Annotated in this window: 15 protein-coding genes; 3 read left to right on the plus strand and 12 right to left on the minus strand. The window is 51.8% G+C overall.

The window, feature by feature from the left end:
- Window positions 1-323: 323 nt before the first annotated feature.
- The 3 genes from G5B47_RS12435 to G5B47_RS12445 all read right to left on the minus strand — a co-directional run bounded on the left by G5B47_RS12435 (window position 324) and on the right by G5B47_RS12445 (window position 3065).
- Window positions 324-1556 carry an aminopeptidase gene (locus G5B47_RS12435; protein WP_165098433.1) on the minus strand — a complete coding sequence of 411 codons (1233 nt, stop codon included), beginning with the start codon at window positions 1554-1556 and terminating at the stop codon, window positions 324-326.
- 51 nt (window positions 1557-1607) lie between these two features.
- Window positions 1608-2378, minus strand: coding sequence for an exodeoxyribonuclease III (locus tag G5B47_RS12440; protein ID WP_165098435.1), 771 nt, complete (start codon window positions 2376-2378; stop codon window positions 1608-1610).
- Between the two features lie 78 nt (window positions 2379-2456).
- Window positions 2457-3065 carry a DUF1349 domain-containing protein gene (locus G5B47_RS12445; RefSeq protein ID WP_165098437.1) on the minus strand — a complete coding sequence of 203 codons (609 nt, stop codon included), beginning with the start codon at window positions 3063-3065 and terminating at the stop codon, window positions 2457-2459.
- Between the two features lie 199 nt (window positions 3066-3264).
- On the opposite strand from G5B47_RS12445, the gene G5B47_RS12450 reads away from it, so the two are divergent.
- Window positions 3265-4413, plus strand: a complete 1149-nt coding sequence (locus G5B47_RS12450; RefSeq protein ID WP_165098439.1) for an MFS transporter — start codon at window positions 3265-3267, stop codon at window positions 4411-4413.
- Window positions 4410-5081, plus strand: a complete 672-nt coding sequence (locus tag G5B47_RS12455) for a DNA alkylation repair protein (protein WP_165098441.1) — start codon at window positions 4410-4412, stop codon at window positions 5079-5081. Before G5B47_RS12450 ends, G5B47_RS12455 begins: the two co-directional genes overlap by 4 nt.
- 70 nt (window positions 5082-5151) lie before the next feature.
- Here the strand turns inward: G5B47_RS12455 and mtnN are convergent, their stop codons facing one another.
- The 9 genes from mtnN to G5B47_RS12500 form a co-directional block, all read right to left on the minus strand.
- Window positions 5152-6237, minus strand: coding sequence for a 5'-methylthioadenosine/S-adenosylhomocysteine nucleosidase (gene mtnN, locus G5B47_RS12460; protein WP_165098443.1), 1086 nt, complete (start codon window positions 6235-6237; stop codon window positions 5152-5154).
- Between the two features lie 246 nt (window positions 6238-6483).
- Window positions 6484-8949 (minus strand): glycoside hydrolase family 31 protein, encoded by a 2466-nt coding sequence (locus G5B47_RS12465; RefSeq protein ID WP_165098445.1) that lies wholly within the window; start codon window positions 8947-8949, stop codon window positions 6484-6486.
- Window positions 8950-8998: 49 nt separating this feature from the next.
- Window positions 8999-9838 carry a sugar ABC transporter permease gene (locus tag G5B47_RS12470; RefSeq protein WP_165098447.1) on the minus strand — a complete coding sequence of 280 codons (840 nt, stop codon included), beginning with the start codon at window positions 9836-9838 and terminating at the stop codon, window positions 8999-9001.
- Window positions 9835-11181 (minus strand): sugar ABC transporter permease, encoded by a 1347-nt coding sequence (locus tag G5B47_RS12475; RefSeq protein ID WP_165098449.1) that lies wholly within the window; start codon window positions 11179-11181, stop codon window positions 9835-9837. Before G5B47_RS12475 ends, G5B47_RS12470 begins: the two co-directional genes overlap by 4 nt.
- Before the next feature lie 292 nt (window positions 11182-11473).
- A complete protein-coding gene (locus G5B47_RS12480; protein ID WP_165098451.1) occupies window positions 11474-12763 on the minus strand; it encodes a sugar ABC transporter substrate-binding protein in 1290 nt (429 codons plus the stop codon).
- 45 nt (window positions 12764-12808) lie between these two features.
- Window positions 12809-13825: a LacI family DNA-binding transcriptional regulator gene (locus tag G5B47_RS12485; RefSeq protein ID WP_165098453.1), complete on the minus strand. Its 1017-nt coding sequence runs from the start codon at window positions 13823-13825 to the stop codon at window positions 12809-12811.
- Between the two features lie 364 nt (window positions 13826-14189).
- The gene (locus G5B47_RS12490; RefSeq protein WP_165098454.1) at window positions 14190-15800 is read right to left on the minus strand and encodes an extracellular solute-binding protein; all 1611 of its coding nucleotides are present in this window, start codon (window positions 15798-15800) and stop codon (window positions 14190-14192) included.
- A 37-nt stretch (window positions 15801-15837) separates the two neighbouring features.
- Window positions 15838-16761: a carbohydrate ABC transporter permease gene (locus G5B47_RS12495; protein ID WP_206107346.1), complete on the minus strand. Its 924-nt coding sequence runs from the start codon at window positions 16759-16761 to the stop codon at window positions 15838-15840.
- A 16-nt stretch (window positions 16762-16777) separates the two neighbouring features.
- Entirely contained in the window at window positions 16778-17701 is a 924-nt protein-coding gene (locus G5B47_RS12500; protein ID WP_165098456.1) for an ABC transporter permease, read from the minus strand.
- A 327-nt stretch (window positions 17702-18028) separates the two neighbouring features.
- On the opposite strand from G5B47_RS12500, the gene G5B47_RS12505 reads away from it, so the two are divergent.
- Window positions 18029-19753, plus strand: coding sequence for a sensor histidine kinase (locus tag G5B47_RS12505; RefSeq protein WP_235949724.1), 1725 nt, complete (start codon window positions 18029-18031; stop codon window positions 19751-19753).
- Window positions 19754-19771 lie beyond the last annotated feature (18 nt).

Genomic DNA, 19771 nt, shown 5'->3' on the forward strand with positions numbered 1-19771 from the left:
AGTAGATTGAATAGGTGTCCGCGTTAAATGGGATCAATATGCGTGGGTGATGAAAGGGAAAACCTCCCTGTTATTTCGCAAAAAAGGGACGAAACAGCCATTAAGCGGGAAAATCTCCGGTTTATTAACCCATTCCTATTCAAATTCGGCCAAAAGGCCGGATTAGAAGGGAGACTTTCCCGCTCAGGCTACCGTAATCCCCAGTTTCGTAAAAATAAGCGGGAGGAATTCCGCCTTATTTGCAAATCAGCATCATTCGACCACTTTGATGTCAACCTCGGAGTCGTATTCCCGGATGGCTTCCATCACCAGTTCAGCATCAATCAAGCCCAGTTTCCTTGCCGGAATACCGGTTCGATCGTTCCATCCGGCAGCTCGCCGTCGATATCCAGCTCGGGGGACCCGATCATGAAATCGACATGCGTCAGGCTGACGTTGGCGCCTCTGGCCAGCAGTTCGTCCCGGCCAAGCTTCGTTCCGCCCTCGATATTGACCGGATAGGCGCTGCCGAGCGCGAAATGGCAGGAAGCATTCTCGTCAATACCTGTGTTGTAAAAGATCCGGTTCAGCCGGGAGATCGGCGAATCATGCGGCACAAGCGCCACTTCGCCTAAGTAGGACGCGCCTTCGTCCGTCTCTAGCAGTGAAGCCAGATGCTCACGGCCTGTCGAAGCGTCAAATTCCGTTACCTTCCCATCCTTAAAGGTCAGCTTGATGCCGTCCACCAGCCGTCCGTTCAAATTCAGCGGGAGCGTACTGCTTACCGTTCCATTCACGCCGGTGCGGTGTGGCATGGAGTACACTTCCTCGGTCGGCATATTGGCGACAAAATAGACGCCCTTCTCGTTCTCGCCTCCCGCGGCCCGCCACAGATGTCCTTCCGGCAGCTCCACGCGCAGATCGGTACCCGGAGCGCGGTAGTGCAGGCTGCGATAACGCTTGGCGTTCAGCTTCTCCTGTCTTTCCTTCAGACGGGCAATGTGTTCCCGCCAAGCGGCGACGGGATCGCCTTCCGCTTCAACGCGGTTCATCTGAAAGATCGCCTCCCACATGGCGTCAATGCGCGCTTCTTCCGGCAGGTCGGCGAATACCTTGTCCGCCCAGGCGCGGGTCGGCGCTTTGATCAGCGACCAGCTGATCCGGCTGTTCCGGGTATAGGCCTGGTATTTCTGGCGGGCGACCGCTGCCGCTTTTACTGATGCGGACACTTTAGCAGAATCGATGCCCTTTAGCAGCTCCGGATCTGGTACTTTGATATGCAGGATGGCTCCCCCTTCCTCGGCGAATTGCTCCAGCATATCCGCATGCCACTGAGGGTAATAGCCGAAGGAATCCTCCGGCGCTTTCTCGTAACGGATGCGGGTGATGGCTTCGTCGTCCCAATCCATCATGACGTATTTGGCGCCAGCCTCGTAGGCCTTCGCGACAATCAGCCGGGTCAGCTCGGCGGTCTCCAGCGGCGCGTGAACCATCAGCACCTGCCCGGGCTGCACGTTCACCCCTACTTTGACGACCAATTCCGCATATTTTTCCAACATTTGTTCAAAAAAAGCCATGTCTGCTCATCCTCCGTTTGTTCATTTTTTGAACCGAATCTTTCCAGTATATCACAATGGAGCCGCAGCCGCGCTAAGTTCCAGAACGACCGGACAATGATCGCTGCCCATGATCGCGCACTCGATTCGTGCATCCTTAATGGAAGGTGCCAACCTTGAGGACACGAGAAAATAGTCGATCCGCCAGCCGATATTACGTTCCCTGACCTTCGGCATGTAGGACCACCAGGAATATGCATCCTGCACATCGGGATGCAGGTAGCGGAACGTATCGACGAACCCCGCTTCCAGCAGTTCGGTCATCTTTTGCCGCTCCTCCGGGGTAAAGCCGGAATTGCCGTTGTTGGATTTCGCATTTTTCAAATCGATCTCCTGATGAGCCACGTTCAAATCGCCGCATACCACGACCGGCTTATGCTTGTCCAGACGCTGCAAATGCGCGCGGAACCGGTCCTCCCATTCCAGCCGGTACTCCAAACGCGACAGATCGCGCCGGGCATTGGGGCTGTAGGCATTGACTAAATAGAAGTTGTCAAATTCCAGCGTGATGACTCTTCCTTCCGTCTCTTCCTCCCCTTCCAGACCGAGGGTGACGGTCAAAGGCTCTTTTTTAGTAAAAACCGCGGTACCGGAATATCCCTTCTTGACAGCGTAATTCCAATACTGGCGGTACCTCTCTCCGTGATCCAGGGTAATTTGCCCTTCCTGGAGCTTCGTTTCCTGCACGCAGAAGATATCCGCGTCGCAATCCGCGAAATAATCGTTAAATCCTTTGTTCACGCAGGCTCTCAGCCCGTTCACGTTCCAGGATACCAGCTTCATTCTCCGTTATTCTCCTCACTTATGAAACTTGATTATGATAAGATGACTGCCGAAATTCTTGATACAACCCAGGTATTCCTATCCTCCGGTCGGAGGGTCGATATGAATATCCGTGTCGGGACTCGTTAACGACCAGCGGGTAAAGGTGACCTGAAACCCCGCTCGGGTCGGCGCGCACAAAAAAGGTCCGGCCTGAACACTTGGCGGATACGGAAATCGGGCAACACGAACGGTCCGCCACGGTCCCTCTTCCGTTCTGGCTCTGATAATGACGGCATCGTTAAGCCTGGAGGCGCGGATGGTAATCTCTTTGCCAATCCATTCGGGTACAGGCGAAAGAGACCAGTCCGAGTATGTATCCGTTACCACGGCGCCAAGATGCGGCACACCGTCGTTGATTTCAATTCCTGATTTAATCCAATGAGTCGGACTATGCCATAGCATCAATCCCGCCTGATCGTATAATCCGGAAAATCCGTCCAGCTTAAAGGCAATTTCAACGGCAAACGGTTCATCCCAAGAAGCCAGGAGGGCATGACCACTGTCATGCTGAAAACCGTACATCGTTTGCTGCCAGTAATCACTTTGTTCCACGGCTTGAACGATAAGCCGATCTCCCTCAGTACGGTTGGATTCCGGTTCGTTAGTCCAACTACCACTTGACCAGTCTGTCTTTTTGAAGGTCATTTCGCATCATCCTTTGCCTTTTCTTCTTATAAGAATAGCAGTTTGCCAATGTATCTTACAATGTCTGCGGCTTAGCAGGAGATCACTTACGCCTATCGGTTTCTTACTATTTAAGCCTGCTCATGATAGAATGACTTGATGGACCAGACTTTTCAACGAATATCCATACATACTGTATTTGTGAGGTAAAAAAACATCCATGAACGCACCGCAGCTTTTAAGAGGTTTTAACTTTCTGTACTTTGCCCTGCTGGCGATTTTCATTCCGTTTCTTCCGGTCTACCTGGCCGGTCAGGGGCTGAACCCCGGTCAAATCGGGTTCATCGTCGGCACCGGCGGCTTTGTGACGATTATCTCCCAGCCGCTGTGGGGGATGATCAGCGACAGGACCAAGACGATTCGCAAGGTTTTGCTGCTGCTCCTGCTTTTTGCGGGCATACTTGGTTATTCGCTTTACGCTTCAGACCGCTTTATCCCGCTGATTTCGTTCGCCATGCTGCTCTACTTCTTCCTGATGCCGATTGATCCGCTGACGGAAAGTCTGAACTTCCGGGTTGCCGAGGCCCACGGCGTAAGCTACGGGTCCATCCGCACCTACGGCGCACTCGGTTATGCGGTGATGTCACTGCTGGCCGGATATGTCATGTCGTATTTCGGCGGACATATTCTCGCGCCGCTCTTCGCAGGCATCGTGCTGCTCAGCCTTGTGACCACTTGGGCCATGCCAGACGCGCCGGTATCGGGTAAGCCGGTTACCCTTGGCAGCCTGAAAGCTTTTTTGGGCAACAAGGAGACGGTTCTGTTCCTCGTTCTCGTCCTGATCAGCTCGATTCCCGCGCGGATGAACGATACGTTCCTTGGGGTCTATATTTCCGAGCTTGGCGGCAAGCCGGAGCTTGTCGGACAGGCCTGGTTCCTTGCGGCAGGCAGCGAAATCCTCGTGTTCGCCCTAAGCTTCTGGTGGCTGCGCAAAGGCCAAGAGCTGATGATCATTTCGATTTCCGGCTTTTTCTACTTCATGCGCTTCTTTCTGTCCGTCTGGCTCACCGATCCGCAGCAGCTTGTCTTTCTGCAATTTTTGCAGATCCTGACCTTCCCGGTCTTCTACTCCGCCGCGATTCAATACTTGTACAGCATTGTACCGGCGGAATGGCGGGCGACGGGACAGACCGTACTCGCTCTGCTGTTCTTCGGAATATCGGGTATTGTCGCTTCCTATGCGGGCGGTGCGCTGTATAACGCCTTCGGTGGGAAGTCGCTGTATGTCTGCATCTCGGGCATGTCGTTTGCCGGGTTCGTCTTCGGCCTTATTTTATACCGCTTATCCCGAAAGGAGCGAAACGTATGAATGAAGCATTGAAGCAGCTGGTCCGGGAACTGGAAAATGCGCGGGACCCGGAAGCGGCGGCGGCCATGAGCGCGTATATGCGGGATCAATTCCCTTATTTGGGTGTGCGGACACCCGTAAGAAGACAGCTCTTGAAAGCCTTTCTCAAGGAACATCCCCCCGTTAAGGAATGGGTTCCCCTTCTATGGGCAAAGCCCGAAAGGGAGTATCAATACTGCGGTGTGGATATCGCCCAGTCCCTGCGAAAAAAGCTGGAACCATCCGACATCGGCATGATTGAAGCCTGCATCGTCTCCCGTTCGTGGTGGGACACCGTCGATCTTCTGGCGGCCAATGCCGCCGGGTTTCTGCTGCGCAAATATCCGGAGCTGCAGGCGGAGTACGCTGAGAAGTGGCTGCAATCGGACAACATGTGGCTGAACCGCACGGCCATCCTCTTCCAGCTCCACTACAAGGAAGCTACGGATGAAGCGCTGCTGTACCGCTATATCCGTGAACATGCGTCGTCCGGAGAATTTTTTATCCAAAAAGCGATCGGCTGGGCACTAAGGGAATATTCCAAGACGAACCCGGCGTCGGTCACGGCGTTTATCGAGCAAGAGGAACTGAAGCCGCTGAGTAGGAGAGAAGGACTGAAATGGCTGATGCGGTCCGGCAAAATGCAATAGAGCCCTCCCCGGATAGGGAGAGCTCTGACTTTGAACGAACAAACTAATTCGGCGCTGAACGGCGCATTTTTTATGGGTAAATATATACGCCGGAGCCGAGAAAGTCTGTGGTCAAATCGAACTTAGCTTCCAGCACGTCCATGTCGATCCACGCCGTACCCTGTTTGACCATAGTTTCACTCGCTTTGATTGCGGCCGGCTTACCGTCGGTAACGACCACGATCTGCTTCTTGGCGCCGTCCCATGTCACTTTGGAACCGAGGCTTTCCATGACGCCCCGTAGCGGAAGTATGACTTTCCCGTCTTTATACTCGCCAGCAAGACCAACCACTTCTTTACCGTCCGCGTACACCTGAAGCTTGTCCGAGAACGTGACGCCGCTCTCGATTTTTTTGATAACCTCAATCACAAATTCAGAGCAGTAATCGCTAGATACCGGAGCGAAATCCTCTCCGTACAATTCGGAATTGGACAATACCCGGATGCCAAGGAAAGGAACATTGAATGTTCTCGCTACATCGGCCACCGACGCGGTCTCCATTTCTTCCGCGCTTGTGCCAAGCGTATTATGCAGCTGGTTAATGCGGTCGATTTCCTTGTTCCACGCATCCGAAGTGCCGATAACGCCAGATACGACTTTGCCGTGCTTATACTGATCGGCCAAGCTCATTGCCGTCTTGTACAGCTCAGGGTCCGGCTCGATGGGTTTGGGCATGACCTTCCAGCTGCCGGTGTCGATTCCCGCTCCCGCATCTCTATGCGGGGATTCGAACCAGCTGTAATTGATCGCTTTGGCGCCAATCACAATATCGAACTGATGGAGCGCGGGGTCGTGACCTCCGGCGGTTCCCTGGTTAATGATCGCTTTCGGATGATATTTCTCGATTAAGAGCGTTGTCGAAGCCGCGGCATTGACCATGCCGATATTCGTCTTGGACACGACAACCGGAACGCCCTCGATGGTACCCGAATAAAAATGATACGATCCGAAGGTCTCCGTCTTGTATTCACCCATTTGCTTCAGAAAATAGGCGACTTCCATGTCCATCGCGCCCTGTACGGCGATTGGACGGACTTCTTTGGCCTCAGCGGCGCTTACCTGCAAAGGCATCAGAAGAAGCAGTAAGGCAACACTCCATAATAACCATTTTTTCATCTGCGATCACCTCGTCGTAAAATTTTGGCTTGGCTGCTTTTACACAAGATAATCGCATGATAGATTAGCGTCAATTGCTTGATATGATTTATGTCATGCTGCACAAATTATTGGAATGTTTTTGTAATCCGCTAATAAACTTTTCGGCGAAAAAATGGTTAATTATCATAGGCGTGTTATATTTATTCACCCCGAGGCGAGAAAAAATCGGCATTGCCTTTCACGCGAATTATCGCCTCGAATGGACTATGCCCGGGTCTTAACGACCAGCTCCACATCCTCCAAAGGCTGATTCAGGACAACCGTCAGTTCGCGGGCGGCGTTGTCGAAATGCCATCCCTCCGCGAGCGTCTCCAGTTCATCCCGGTCCGCCGCCTCTTTCCCGAAATCCGGCAGACAACCCGCAAACGGGAGATGCTTGAACGTGAGCGTCCATCGCTTCCAACCTTCGCCGTAGCCTGTCCATTCGGGGTGAATGGTGAATTTGACGGTTCCCTCCGTTCCAACAACTCTTAAGCGGTACAGATTATACTTCTTGTCCTTGTAGGCGAACGTCGCGCCATCGTCATCATACAGGTCAAATGCGCCTTCGCCGTTCTCCGGTGTATAAATATCCAGGAACAGATCCGAGGGGCGTTCAAATTCGGCAGATAGTGCCGGTGCCGTGGAAGGGATAATTGCACCCTCTTTAACGTACAGCGGCAGCGTATCAAGCGGGGCAGAAGCCATGAAATGACAGCCGCCCGCCCTTTTTTCGCCGGTCTTGTAGTCGAACCAGTTCCCCTCGGGCAAATAAACGACACGGTGGAACGTATCGGGACGGTAGACGGGAGCCGCAAGTATTTGATCTCCCAGCAGGAATTGGTCGCAAAGGTTGGCGACATTCGGATCTTCCGGGTATTCCAGAAGAAGCGGCCGGATGATCGGCATCCCCGTTTCGGAGGCTTCCCGGAATAACGAATACAGCAGCGGCATCAAGGAGTAGCGCAGGCGAATATACTCCCTGCAAATATCCTCCACCTCGGGCCCGAACGACCACGGCTCCTGGCGGACGGTTTCCAGCATGCTGTGGTTCCGGCAGAACGGGAACAGCGCCCCCATCTGCGTCCACCGCGCCAGCAGCTCGCCCGTTGTATGATGTCCGAACCCGCCGATATCGGGGCCCGAGAAGGAGACGCCGGACAGCCCGAGGTTCAGCACCATCGGCATCGCCAGCGCCATATGCTCCCAGAAGCTGCGGTTATCACCCGTCCAGACCGCCGCATAGCGCTGAATCCCGGCGTAGCCGGCGCGCGAAAGCACGAACGGCCTGCGGCCATCCAGGTTCCGTATCATGCCCTCGGCGGTCGCTTTGGACATCAGCATGCCGTACAGATTGTGAATTTCGGCATGCGTAGCGGGATTACCGTCGTACCGGTGCAGCGTGTCCGGGTCGATCGTCTTGTTCTCGTTAAATACAGAGGGCTCGTTCATATCGTTCCAGATGCCCTCAATACCCATATCCGTAAAGAAGCGGTGAAGGTCTCCCCACCATTCTCTGGCCTTGGCATCCGAGAAATCGGGAAACACGCTAGGTCCCGGCCACACCGGACCGACAAACGGCGACCCGTCCGGTTTCAGGCAGAAGAGGTCCGAATCTGTCCCCTCTTGATAAACGCGGTACTCCGGGTCCAGCTTCACACCGGGATCAACGATCGGGACGATCCGGATGCCCATCGTTTTCAGTTCGGCGATCATCGCTTTCGGATCGGGGAACCGGGCCGGATCGAAGGTAAAGACGCGGTATTCGTTCATATAATGAATGTCCAGGTGAATGACATCGCACGGAATTTCCTTTTCGCGGAAGGTGCGGGCCATTTCCATCACTTCATCCTGATCCATGTAGCTGTAGCGGGACTGATGGTAGCCGATGGACCACTGAGGCGGAAGCTGGATGCGTCCGGTGAGGGCGGTGTATTTTTTGACCACATCTTTCAATTGCGGACCCGGAATCAAATAATAGTCCAACCCGCCGGTATCCGCTTGAACCGTAAATGCCTCGCTTGAGGTACGCATATCGAACACCGATCTCCCTGGATTGTCCAGAAAGATACCGTAAGAGCACTCCGGCTCATTGACGATCAGAAAAGGAATCGACTGGTACAATGCTTCGATTTCCGGCACATGCGGAGAGAAGTTATCGGAGTTCCACATTTCGTATCGTTCGCCCCGCTTGTCCAGGAAGCCCGTCTTCTCGCCCAGTCCATAGTAATGGACATTCTCGCTTGCCCGGAACAAGGCGATGGCGGATTTCTGTTCGTTCCAGGCCATCATAGGATTTCGGGCCCAAATATGGCCGGAGCTATCCTTAAACCTGAGGCTGCCGTCCTCTTTAACAACCTCTATCGTGATCTCATCCGTTTCGACAAGGTAAGCGAGCCCGATATCGGCAACCGGCAGCTCCGTTTCTGCGGCGCCGGCCCCGGATCCCCCCTCCACAATTGCCGGAGTCGTCTTCATGTTGATCTCTTCATCCGGGGCGGCGCCGGCGAACAGCCTGATGCGGACCGCACCCGCGCGGGCCTTGCTTACGGCAAATTTGCCGTTGACGCAGGTGAAGATCACGCGGCCGGCTTCTTGCTCTATTTTGATAACCCGTCCCAACATCAGGGTGAATGAGGCTGCGTAATCGGAATGCAGCTTGTCCGGACTGATTTGTTCGCTCGTTAGCATGACTTGTTCCTCCTGAACGTTCGTTTGGCATATATCTATAAAAAGTTGATTAACCCTTGTCGGCTCCTGCCGTCAATCCCTCCACAAGGAAGCGCTGCATCAAGATAAACAGGATGGTCACCGGAACGGCGGCCAGTACGCAGCCTGCGGCAAACGTCGTAAATTCGGTAGAAAAGCGGTCGCCGATCATGTCGAACAGGCCGACGGCAAGGGTCTTCTTCTCGGGCGAGCGCAGCACTAGCTTCGCAAAAATAAAGTCGGTGAACGCGCCGGTGAACGTCATCAGCGATGTAAACACGATGAGCGGCGTTGACAGCGGAAGCACGATGCGGAAGAAAATCGGCATATGTCCGGCTCCGTCAATCCGTGCGGCTTCGACAAGACTCTTCGGAATGGTGTCAAAGTAGCTTTTGGCGAACAGAAAGTATAGCGGCGCTCCTGCGGCATACACGATGACGACGGCGGTGTGCGTGTTGAGCAGATTCATCTGATTGAGCAAAATATAAATCGCAATCATGCTCATAAAGCCGGGAAAGAGTCCGAGTACCAGCAGAATGCTCATCAAATTTTTACGCCCGGTAAACCGGAATACCGAGAAAGCATATCCTGTCAGCAGCGTTAGAATCGTTCCGAGAATCATGCTGGCGATGGATATCTTCAGCGTGTTCCCGTACCAGACGCCAAAGGGATGCTTATCGAACAGCATGATATAATGGCTGATCGTGTACGAAGTCGGAATAATCTTATCGCTGAACAGCGCGTCCCCCGTACGGAAAGAAGACATCAGCACCCAAAGGGCCGGATAAGCGCAGAAAATCGTCAGAATAACGAGCGCGATATAACTGAAAGACAGACGGAAGGCCGTTTTCGCTTTTTTGCCGGTGATCATGATGCCTCCTCCTCCTTGAACGCTTTCGTGCGGCGGACATTCCAGATGGCGAATGCGGAGAGCACGATGAAGATGAAAATTCCGATTACCGAAGCGTAGTTGTATTTGCCCTGCTCCATGGACAGCTTGAACAGCCAGGTGATCAGGATATCGGTATGTCCGGCAAACTGGAAATCGCCGTTAAGCGGCTTGCCGTTCGTCAGCAGATATACAATGTTGAAGTTGTTGATGTTGCCGACAAACTGCATGATAATCAGCGGCGCCATCGAGAACATGACCATCGGGAATGTAATCAGCCGCGTCTTCTGGAAGCCGCTCGCCCCGTCGATATCAGCCGCTTCATACATATCTTTCGGTATCGTCGACAGTATGCCGATAATCATCAGCATGGAGACCGGGAAGGTCAGCCAGAAGTTGGCCAGAATGAGCGTGATTTTCGCCCACAGAGGGTCGGACAGCCACGGCGCCTTGGAAATACCGAGCATTCCCAGATACTGATTCACGGGACCGAATTGGCCGTTAAAAATGTTGCGCAGAATCAGAGTGGACACGAACATCGGGATGGCAAAAGGCAAAATGAAAGCCGTCCGCCAGAACGCTCTGAACCGAATTCCCTTCTGCTGAACGAGCAGGGCCGCTGCGAATCCGCCGAAATAGCCGGTGACGGTCGCAAAAAACGCCCAGACAAACGTCCAGATCGTGACGCTGTAAAAGGTGTGGCTCCAGGAGTTGTTGCGCAAAAGCTCCTTGAACGCCTGAAGTCCTTCCCAGTTAATCAGATGCGCAGGAGGCATCGTATCACGGGTAAAGTCGGTAAAAGCGACCAGGATCATGAAAATAATCGGCATCACCGTAAAGAACACGACGCCCAGCAGCGGAATCGCCAGCACGATATGCGGGAAGCGGTAAGCCGCCACGAAGCTGAGTGTCTGCTTGAATGTATTGGGCTGAATACCTTCTTCCCGCAGCCTTCCGGTCCGGTAGGCATCCTTAATGCCCGCGATGTACATCCAAATCAGCACCAGCATGATGAATACCGTGATCAAACCCTCGATCATCAGGAAAATCGAATGGTCGCCCATCACCTGCTTGTACAGCCTTCCGACTTTTTTCAGATGGGTTTCCGTTTCGCCAAGCGTCGCGAGCGCCCAAAGTGCGTGGGGCAAACTCGTAATGGCTGTAAATATCCCATATGCATAAAAGGCGAGCATAAGGATTCCTTTGGCATACTGCTTGTTATAAATCTGGCCCAGACCCATGGCGAGAGCCGATAGCAGGGCCGCCTTTTTTCTGAACTTTTTGGAATGTTCTGGATACTCACGCTCAACTGCCAGCTGCTGCATCTCCTTTCAGCTCCCATCATAAGGAAGGATCACCCGGGAAGGACCGGATGATCTCCTCTATTTTTCATAATGTATAAGCTGAACTTAAGATTTTCCCATCAGATACCAGTCGCAACTACGAGGAACATTTGGACTTCCGGCCGCTGTTGTCTCCAGATTTCTTAATTTAAACCAATCTTCGCGGTTGAAATCCGGAGACAAAGGCGATCGCTATCGCTCCTACAGTTCCAAACTTCCTCTTCGTTACTCCTTACACTGATTACATTTTTCAAGTTCATCTTATATAGTCTGTTTACTTCGCCTCAATGCTCGACTTCATGCCTTCCGCCGCTTTATCCAGTGTTGCCTTGACGTCGGCGCCGTTCCAGATATCATCAAATGCCGGGCCCATATAGTTCCAGAAATATTCCATTTCCGTCAGGTTGGACATCATCTGGCTGTTCTTCATCTGTTTGAAGAAGCCCTGCATAATGGCGTCCTTGCGGATGCTCGGATCATTGTCGATGCCTTCCGCCGCCGGAATAACACCGGTCATCTGGTTGTCTTTGATCTGCATCTCTTTGGAGGTGATGAAGTTAGCGAAGATCTTCGCCGCGTTCGGATATTTCGAATACGAGCTTACATAGTAGGAAGTGTTGCCCGCCAGCACGATCGGCTCTTTACCGCCAGGCATCGCCGGCAGCGGAATGACTTCCACTTTAAATGGCAGCTTGCCGAAATTGCCGATGTTCCAGCTTCCGTCCATATTGATGGCCAGCTTGCCGCTTTCCCACAGTCCCGTCTTCACGTCACGGGTAGCGTCGGACAATTTGAGCGGCATAATCTCCCGAAGCGTTTGGAAGAACTTCATCCCTTGGACCGAGCCTTCGTTGTTAACGCCGATATCGTGGGGATCGGTCTCCCCGCTGCCGAATACATAGCCGCCGTAGCCGGTCATGAACGCCACATCGTAGAAGGCATTGCTTCCTTCGAACATAAACCCGTATTTATTGTTCTTAACGTCATTGAATTTCTTGGAGAACGCGATGATATCATCCCAGGTGTCGAGCTTGGTATCTTTGACCAGATCTTTGTTGACATACAGCGAGTACGTGTACACATTTCGCGGATACCCATACAGAATGCCGTCAATGGTCGATGCGTCGACAGCCATTTTCCGGTTGATGCTCTTCGTATCTTCTTCAAAATAGTCGTTCGGCAGGACGACGCCCGCTTTGACGGCGCCCCCCAGTCCGTCGTTGTTAATGCCCAGCACGTCCGCTCCGGTACCGGCCGGGCCGTCCGTCGTCAAACGGGCCACGCTGTCCCAGTAAGCAACATCTTCCACTGTTACCTTGATGCCGTATTTCTTCTCAAACTCGGCCGCCGCATAATCGGTAAAGGCGTCCTTGATCGTCCAGAAGGTCAGCTGCGCTCCAGGCTCCGGCGTTAATTCCTCCGTCGCCTCCGCGGTCGCTTCCCCGCCGGAATTCGCCGCGGCGCCTTCCGTCTCCGCATTCCCGGCGCCCGGCTTGCCGCCGCAAGCTACGAGCACGAGCATCAGCATCATACAAAGTGCAAGAAGTCCCAATTTCTTAGTCATTTCCAATCTCTCCTTATCGCTTTGGTAAAATGTATAAGCATGACATTAGTCAGTCAGCGCCCGGCAGCTTTCTCTTTCAATAATTCCGTGGGGAAGCACTCTGGATTCGCAGCTTCCGGTTCCTTTCTCCCGGATTTGCTTAAGAAGCATTTGCGCGGACCCGGAACCCAGCTCGTACACCGGCTGGCGTACGGTTGTAATTTTCGGACGGTACGCTCCGGCGATCGGAATATCATCAAAGCCCATAACCGATACATCCTCGGGAACCCGCAGGCCGTTGTCCTCCGCCGCCCGGATCGCTCCGATGGCGATCATATCGCTGACACAGCATACAGCCGTCGGGTGGTCTTCCTGCACTCTCGCGAACAGCTCCATCCCGCTCTTGTAACCCGAGTCAAGGTTGTAGTCCTTGTCAAACACCCATTCCGGGCGTGCGGTAATGCCGTGATCCGCCAAAGCCTGCTTGTAGCCGTCGTATCGCCGTACCGTCTGGTAATAATCCATCGGGCCGCAGAAAAAAGCGATGCTGCGGTGACCCAGCTCGATCAGATACTTGGCAGCGTCATAGGTAGCCTGATAATCATCGATGTTGATGCTGGAGAACCTGCCGTCCTTGTCCGTATGGCTGGAGAAGATGACGGGTACATCATTTTTATTGAAGAACTCGATTTGCTCCGGCTTCGGCGCCGAGGTCAGCAGAATAACGCCATCCACATACTTATCACGAAGCAGATTTAAATAATGAAGTTCAACATCCGTATCCCCGTTCGTATTGCAGAGCAGAGTCGTGTAGCCGTGCTGAATGAGTTCCTTTTCAATGCCGCGGACAAACATCGAAATGAATGTATTGGCAACGTCCGGGATCAGTACGCCAATCAGTGTACTTTCCTTCATGATCAGCGTCCGGGCCACGGGATTCGGGTTGTAGCCCAGCTCGTCCACCACTTTCATGACCTTCTCCCTTACTTCGGGACTTACCGGCTTGCTCCGGTTCAGCACCCGCGACACCGTGGCAATGGACACATCGGCTAGTCTGGCGACATCTTTGATCGTATAAGACATGCTTTCACCCCCTTGAGCTTAATCAGGAAAACCTTTTCCTATACCTCAAAAAAAGAGAGACTCATCTGGATTGCTTGTTCATTGCAGTGGGCAGTACCGTTCACTATTGACGGGTAAACCTTTTCCTGGAAATGAAAACTGTCTTTCTGAATCTTTCATCTGCTTTGCAGCTGTTATTTGCGATTATCATACTATCGGGAATGAAAAGATGTCAATATAAATAACACCATTTAATTTAAATTTTAATTTATCTCAAAGAAAACGAGTGCATTGTAGCAAAATTTGTTAAGTATTATTACATACATCCCAAAAAATGCCGCCCCGCAGCTTGTATGCGGGACGGCATCCATAATGAGCAGTAAGGTTATTTTACGCTGGTATAGCGATTGTAAGCATCCGTGCGAATCTTCAGCAGCTTCTCCAGTCCCATGTCGTTCAGCTTCTTAATATAGTTGTCCCAGCCTTCGTTGATTCCGCCTTTGGTAATAAATTGAGCGCGCATCGTATTCACATAGGTGTCAATGTCCGTCGTCAGCGTCGGCAGCTCCTGAAATTCTTCCGAGGTATACATAACGTTAGGAAAAGGCGTTGCCACATATTCGTTCCCCAGCTTGTCGAGCTGCAGCTTCAGGCCGTCGCCGGTCTTCGGACTAAGCTTGATATTCTGCTCAAAAGTAGGGCTGGCATATTTCGGACCGAAATCCCGGAGCGACTGTTCCCAGTACCAGGCGTCCGCGCTGGTGCCGGCCGGCGGGTCCATCAGTGAATACGTGCCGTCGTCGTTCTTCTTGATGACCGTTCCGATCGCCCCCCAGAAATTCTGGATACTGGCTTCATTCGTATAGAACTGGTCGGCCCAGCGGGCGGCAACCTCCGGATTTTTGCAAAATTTCGTAATGAGCAGTTCATTCCGTCTATAGCTGAGTCCGCTCGGATCTCCAGTCGAATACCGCTTACCATCAAGTCCGGCGATTGGAGGAATGGTTTCATATTGATCGCTCCATTTGCCGAATACCGCATCGGGTGTCCATTGGTTGGAAAAGCCTACGATCGGAGCGTCCGGATTTTGATGCTTCGCGGATGCCATCGTGCCGTCCTGTGTGAACAGCTCTTTATCGAGCAAGCCTTCGGAATAGAGCTTGTGTACCCACTCCAGTCCGGCTTTGTATTCCTCGCTGGTCGGGAAATATACCGGTTTGCCGTCTTTAATCATCATGCTTGTGGCATTCAGGTCGGTAATGCCAAAGGGGTTCAGAAAATCCATCGACAATCCAACCTCGCTGTAAGGAATCTCGTCTTTTTTACCGTTCCCGTTCGGGTCTTGCTCTTTAAACGCTTTTAATACGTTGTACAAATCGTCAATGGTGTCCGGGGCCTTTAGCCCCAATTTATCCAGCCAGGCCTTGTTGATAACAGGCTGTTGGGCGGTGATTGGACGCGATGGGAGTCTGGCCGGCAAAGAGTAGATCTTTCCGTCAGGAAAGGTGCTGATCTGTTTCATCTCGGGTGTTTCCTGCATGGCTGCTTTCAGATTGGGCATATACTTGTCGATATAATCATCCAGCGGGCGGAAATAGCTTAAATTATTTACGATGTCGGAATCGGAGAAGGATTGGTCGCCCAGAATAACTTCCGGAAGCGTGCCGCTCGCCAGCATAATGGACTTCTGTTCGGCCCAGTCGTTGGAGGACATCACCTGCCATTCGATTTTGACGTTTGTATTCTTTTCAAGGTCTTTAAGCCATTGATTCTGCGTGAAGGTGTCCCCCATGCTTCCCCAACGGACGGTCAGTACTTTCAAGGTCACCGGCTTCTTGACAATCGGAAGGCCTTCTTGGTTAAAATCGCCGCTAGCCACTGAGCCGGAGTTCTCTCCCTTGCTGCCGCTGCAGCCAGCCATGCCTGTAAGCAGGACAGGAATAAGAACCATTGCGGTGATCATTTTCACCCATCTCTTCTTTGTGCTTTTGCCCATTCGTGATTCCCCCTGATTCAATTTAGGATCAATGCTGCTACTCCTTCACGGCTCCGATCATCACCCCTTGGTTGAAGTATTTTTGCACAAACGGATACATACACAGGATCGGGACGGTCGCAACGATAATAACGGAATAACGCATCAAATTGGCCAGGCGCAGCGCGATCTGCGCGGCTTCTCCGGTTCCCATGCTGGACTGCATCTGATTGGTGATCAGAATATTGCGCAGGATGAGCTGCAGGGGATACAAATCGGGATTTTTCAAATAAATCAAGGCGTTAAAATACGAATTCCAGTAGCCGACCGCAATCCACAAGCCTAGAACTGCAATAATCGCTTTCGACAACGGCAGGACTACCTGAACAAAATATCGGAGGTTCCCGCAGCCGTCGATCTGCGCCGCCTCCCACAAATCTCCGGGAATACTCGACTGAAAGAACGTCCGGGCAACGATAATATCGTAGACGATAACCGAGAAGGGCAGGACCATGACCAGGAACGTATCGTACAGATGAAAATCCCTGACTGTCAGGAAGGTGGGGATCAGCCCGCCGTTGAAAAACATCGTGAAGATGAAAAACAAGGAAAGAAACTTTCGCCCTACAAGGTCCTTTCTTGACAGCGCATAGGCCGCCGAAATATTGACAATCAGCCCGATGGCGGTTCCCACGACCGTATACAGGATGGTGTTTCGATACCCGATCCAGATGTTCTCATGACGCAGCAGTTCCCGGTAGCCATCCAGTGTAAACCCTTTCGGAAACAGCCAAACCTGTCCATTCGCCACCGCAGACGGATCGCTGAACGACGCAATAATGATAAAAAAGAGCGGGTACATCAGAATCACCAGAAAAATTACTGCAAACACATACATCGCAATTTCCATCACCGTGTCGGATGAACGGCTGTTTTTTACTTTTCGCATATTCTTGTTGACCGCGGCTTCCACTACCCCCATCCTGGACTCCTCCCCTCTACCACAAGCTGTTTTCGCTGAATTTTTTGGATATCTGATTGACCATAATCAATAGAATGAAGTTAATGACGGTATTGAACAAGTTGATGGCCGAGGAAAAGCTGTACTGGCTGCTGAGCAGCCCGATTTTGTACACATAGGTGGAAAGAATTTCGCTTGAGGTAATATTCAGGTCATTCTGCATCAGGTACACCTTTTCAAAACCGACCCCGAGCAGCCCGCCGACCCGCAGAATAAGCAGCGTTATCGCCGTCGGCATGAGCATAGGAATATCGATATAGCGGATTTTGTGAAAGCGGCTTGCTCCGTCCACGGTTGCCGCCTCATACAGGCTCGGGTCGACCGCCGAAAGCGCGGCGATATAAATAATGCTGTCCCACCCGACATGCTGCCACACATCCGACCAGACATACACGCTGCTGAATAAACCGGCGGAGCCCATCAAATCGGGAGCTTCTGCCCCGAACAGTTGATACAGACTGCCGAGCAGACCGGTGCTGGGGGAAAATAAAATCATCATCAGCCCCACCATAACGACCGTAGAGATAAAATGCGGCATATACGATACCGTCTGAAAAAAGCGTCTGAACCGGTTGGGCCTCATCTGATTGACCATCAGCGCCAGCAGGATCGGAATCGGAAAGGTAACCAGACTGTAAATGCTGATGACAAGCGTATTCTTGATCGTCGTCGTAAATTGATAGGAATGAAAGAACTTTTCAAAATACTTGAACCCGGCCCAAGGGCTGCCGGTAATTCCCGAAGCCGGGCTGTAATCCTTGAAGGCAATAATCACCCCGTACATCGGTTTGTAGGCGAATAATAGCGTGAGCACGACAGCGGGAAGCAGCAGCAGATAGAGTCCCCAGTTCCGTCTGATCTGTCCGATTGTCCGCCCCGGAGCAAATTGACCGGCTCGCATGACATCCCCTCCTTTTCTTCATGAATCTGTCTGAACCTTTGAACACCTTTAGTATACCTTTCTCATTTCCCATATACTGGACTTCATGAGACGGGTATTCGGACCTTTGAAGACCGTTAACGTGAAGTTTGGAAGACCAGCCTCCCCTTCTTAGCAGGAAAAGTTGACGGTATTCCGACTTTTGTATGCGCTTTCCGGACTTTGAGACAAAACGGTGCCTGTATCATATGTTTTTTTTCATAAAGGTTTTATAATAGATCTGCCACCCATAAAATAAAACGCATTCAATAAAGGAAACTCGCAGAAAGGATGCGGCTCTTAAGGCCTATGGGAAAAAAAACTGGAAACAAGCCTTATCCCATCAAGCATTATGTAAAAATTATGATTATCATTTCTTTCTCGGTGCTTGTGCTGGACTTTATCATCAGCTTTGCTTCCATTTTCATCGTAAAGCAGCAGTCAACACGGTATTTGCAGGACACGGCCGACCTCTATATCAATCGGATCAATCATGATTTTGCTTATATCAATCACTACATGGGCTGGACGCTGGCGAACGACGAAAGCCTGAACATGATGAATGCCTACGGCCTGAACAGCACTCCGTTCATTAAAGCCAACGAAAATCTGTACAAACGGTTTACCGAGCTGCAAAAAAATTACGGCCTGGAATATAACTTCTTTTTCTATTTGAAGAATCAGTCCTTTTTTCTGAACTGCGCGCCAATGAGCATTTCCTATACGGATTACCGCAAACTGAAAGATCAGATGGTTTCCTACATAGAGGACAAGAACCTGTTCGAGAAATTTTATTCCAAATGGACGCCTGTTCTTGCCGGAGGCAAGTATTATATTATCAACATTGTGCCTTACTACAACCGTTATCTGATCGCCCTCATTTCCGCAGATGACCTGATCCGGCCTCTTCGTCAGATCAATCTTGGAAAGAACGGCTATGCGTCGCTTGTGGATATACAGGGAAGAACCTTGTCCACTCCAATATCCGAGAGCCTGACTGCGCATGCAGAAAGCCAGGCATCCTCTGTGCTGAATTTCCTTCGGTCCGGAAGGGTCGTCACTAACGAATTCTCCAACTCGACGTTCAGCGTCAAGATGGTCATCAAATTCGGGGCGTTTGAGAAGATCGTCATTGCCCAGCTGCTGATTATGCTGATGTTCTTCATTGTCGTGTTTGTGCTGAGCGCCGTCATGCTGTTATTTAGGAAAAGGGTTCTCGGACCGATCCGAAGCTTCTCGCGAAATCTTGCGCGGATTAACGAAGGCGAAGCGCCTGCGGATATTAAAACCGGCAGAATCATCGAGCTGGAACGGGCGAACGCGCAGTTCAAAGACCTGGTTGAGCAAATCAAAACCTATAAAATCGCCATGTACGAGCAGGAGCTGGAAAAACAGCGAATACGGCTGGACTACATGAAGCTGCAGATCAAGCCCCATTTTTTCCTGAACTGCCTGACGAGCATTTACAGCATGGCCCAAATTCAAATGTACGAGGAAATCGAGAACATGGCGATGTCGACCTCCAAGTATTTCCGGTATATTTTTCAAAGCGGCGAGAACTTTGTCCGTCTGGAGGATGAAATCGAACATGTCCGCACGTATCTGGATATTCAAAAATCGCGCTATCAGGGCGCCTTCACCTACCGCATCGAGCAGTCGGAAGATACGATCGGCACCATGGTCCCGCCGCTAATGCTGCAGACCTTTATCGAAAACTCCGTCAAATACGCCGTTTCGAGAGACCGCGAACTGCAGATTACGCTGACGGTAATCAAGCAGATACAGGCGGCTGATGAAGAAATGACGGTCATTCGGATCGCCGATACCGGCCCGGGATTTCCGCCGGACATTCTGGAGAAATTAGCGAATGGCGAGCCGTTCGTGCAAACCGGCGGCAGCCGGATCGGCATCATGAATGTCCTGCAGCGGCTGAACCTTCTTTACCGCCAGAAGGCGAATGTCGAATTTGCCAACGGTGCGGACGGCGGTGCTTGCGTTACGATATCCCTCCCTTTCATTAACACCGATTCATGAACAGCCAAAAGAGGTGTG

It is taken from the genome of Paenibacillus apii, from assembly GCF_011043685.1.
In the GTDB taxonomy this organism is placed as follows: Bacteria; Bacillota; Bacilli; order Paenibacillales; family Paenibacillaceae; genus Paenibacillus_AQ; species Paenibacillus_AQ sabinae.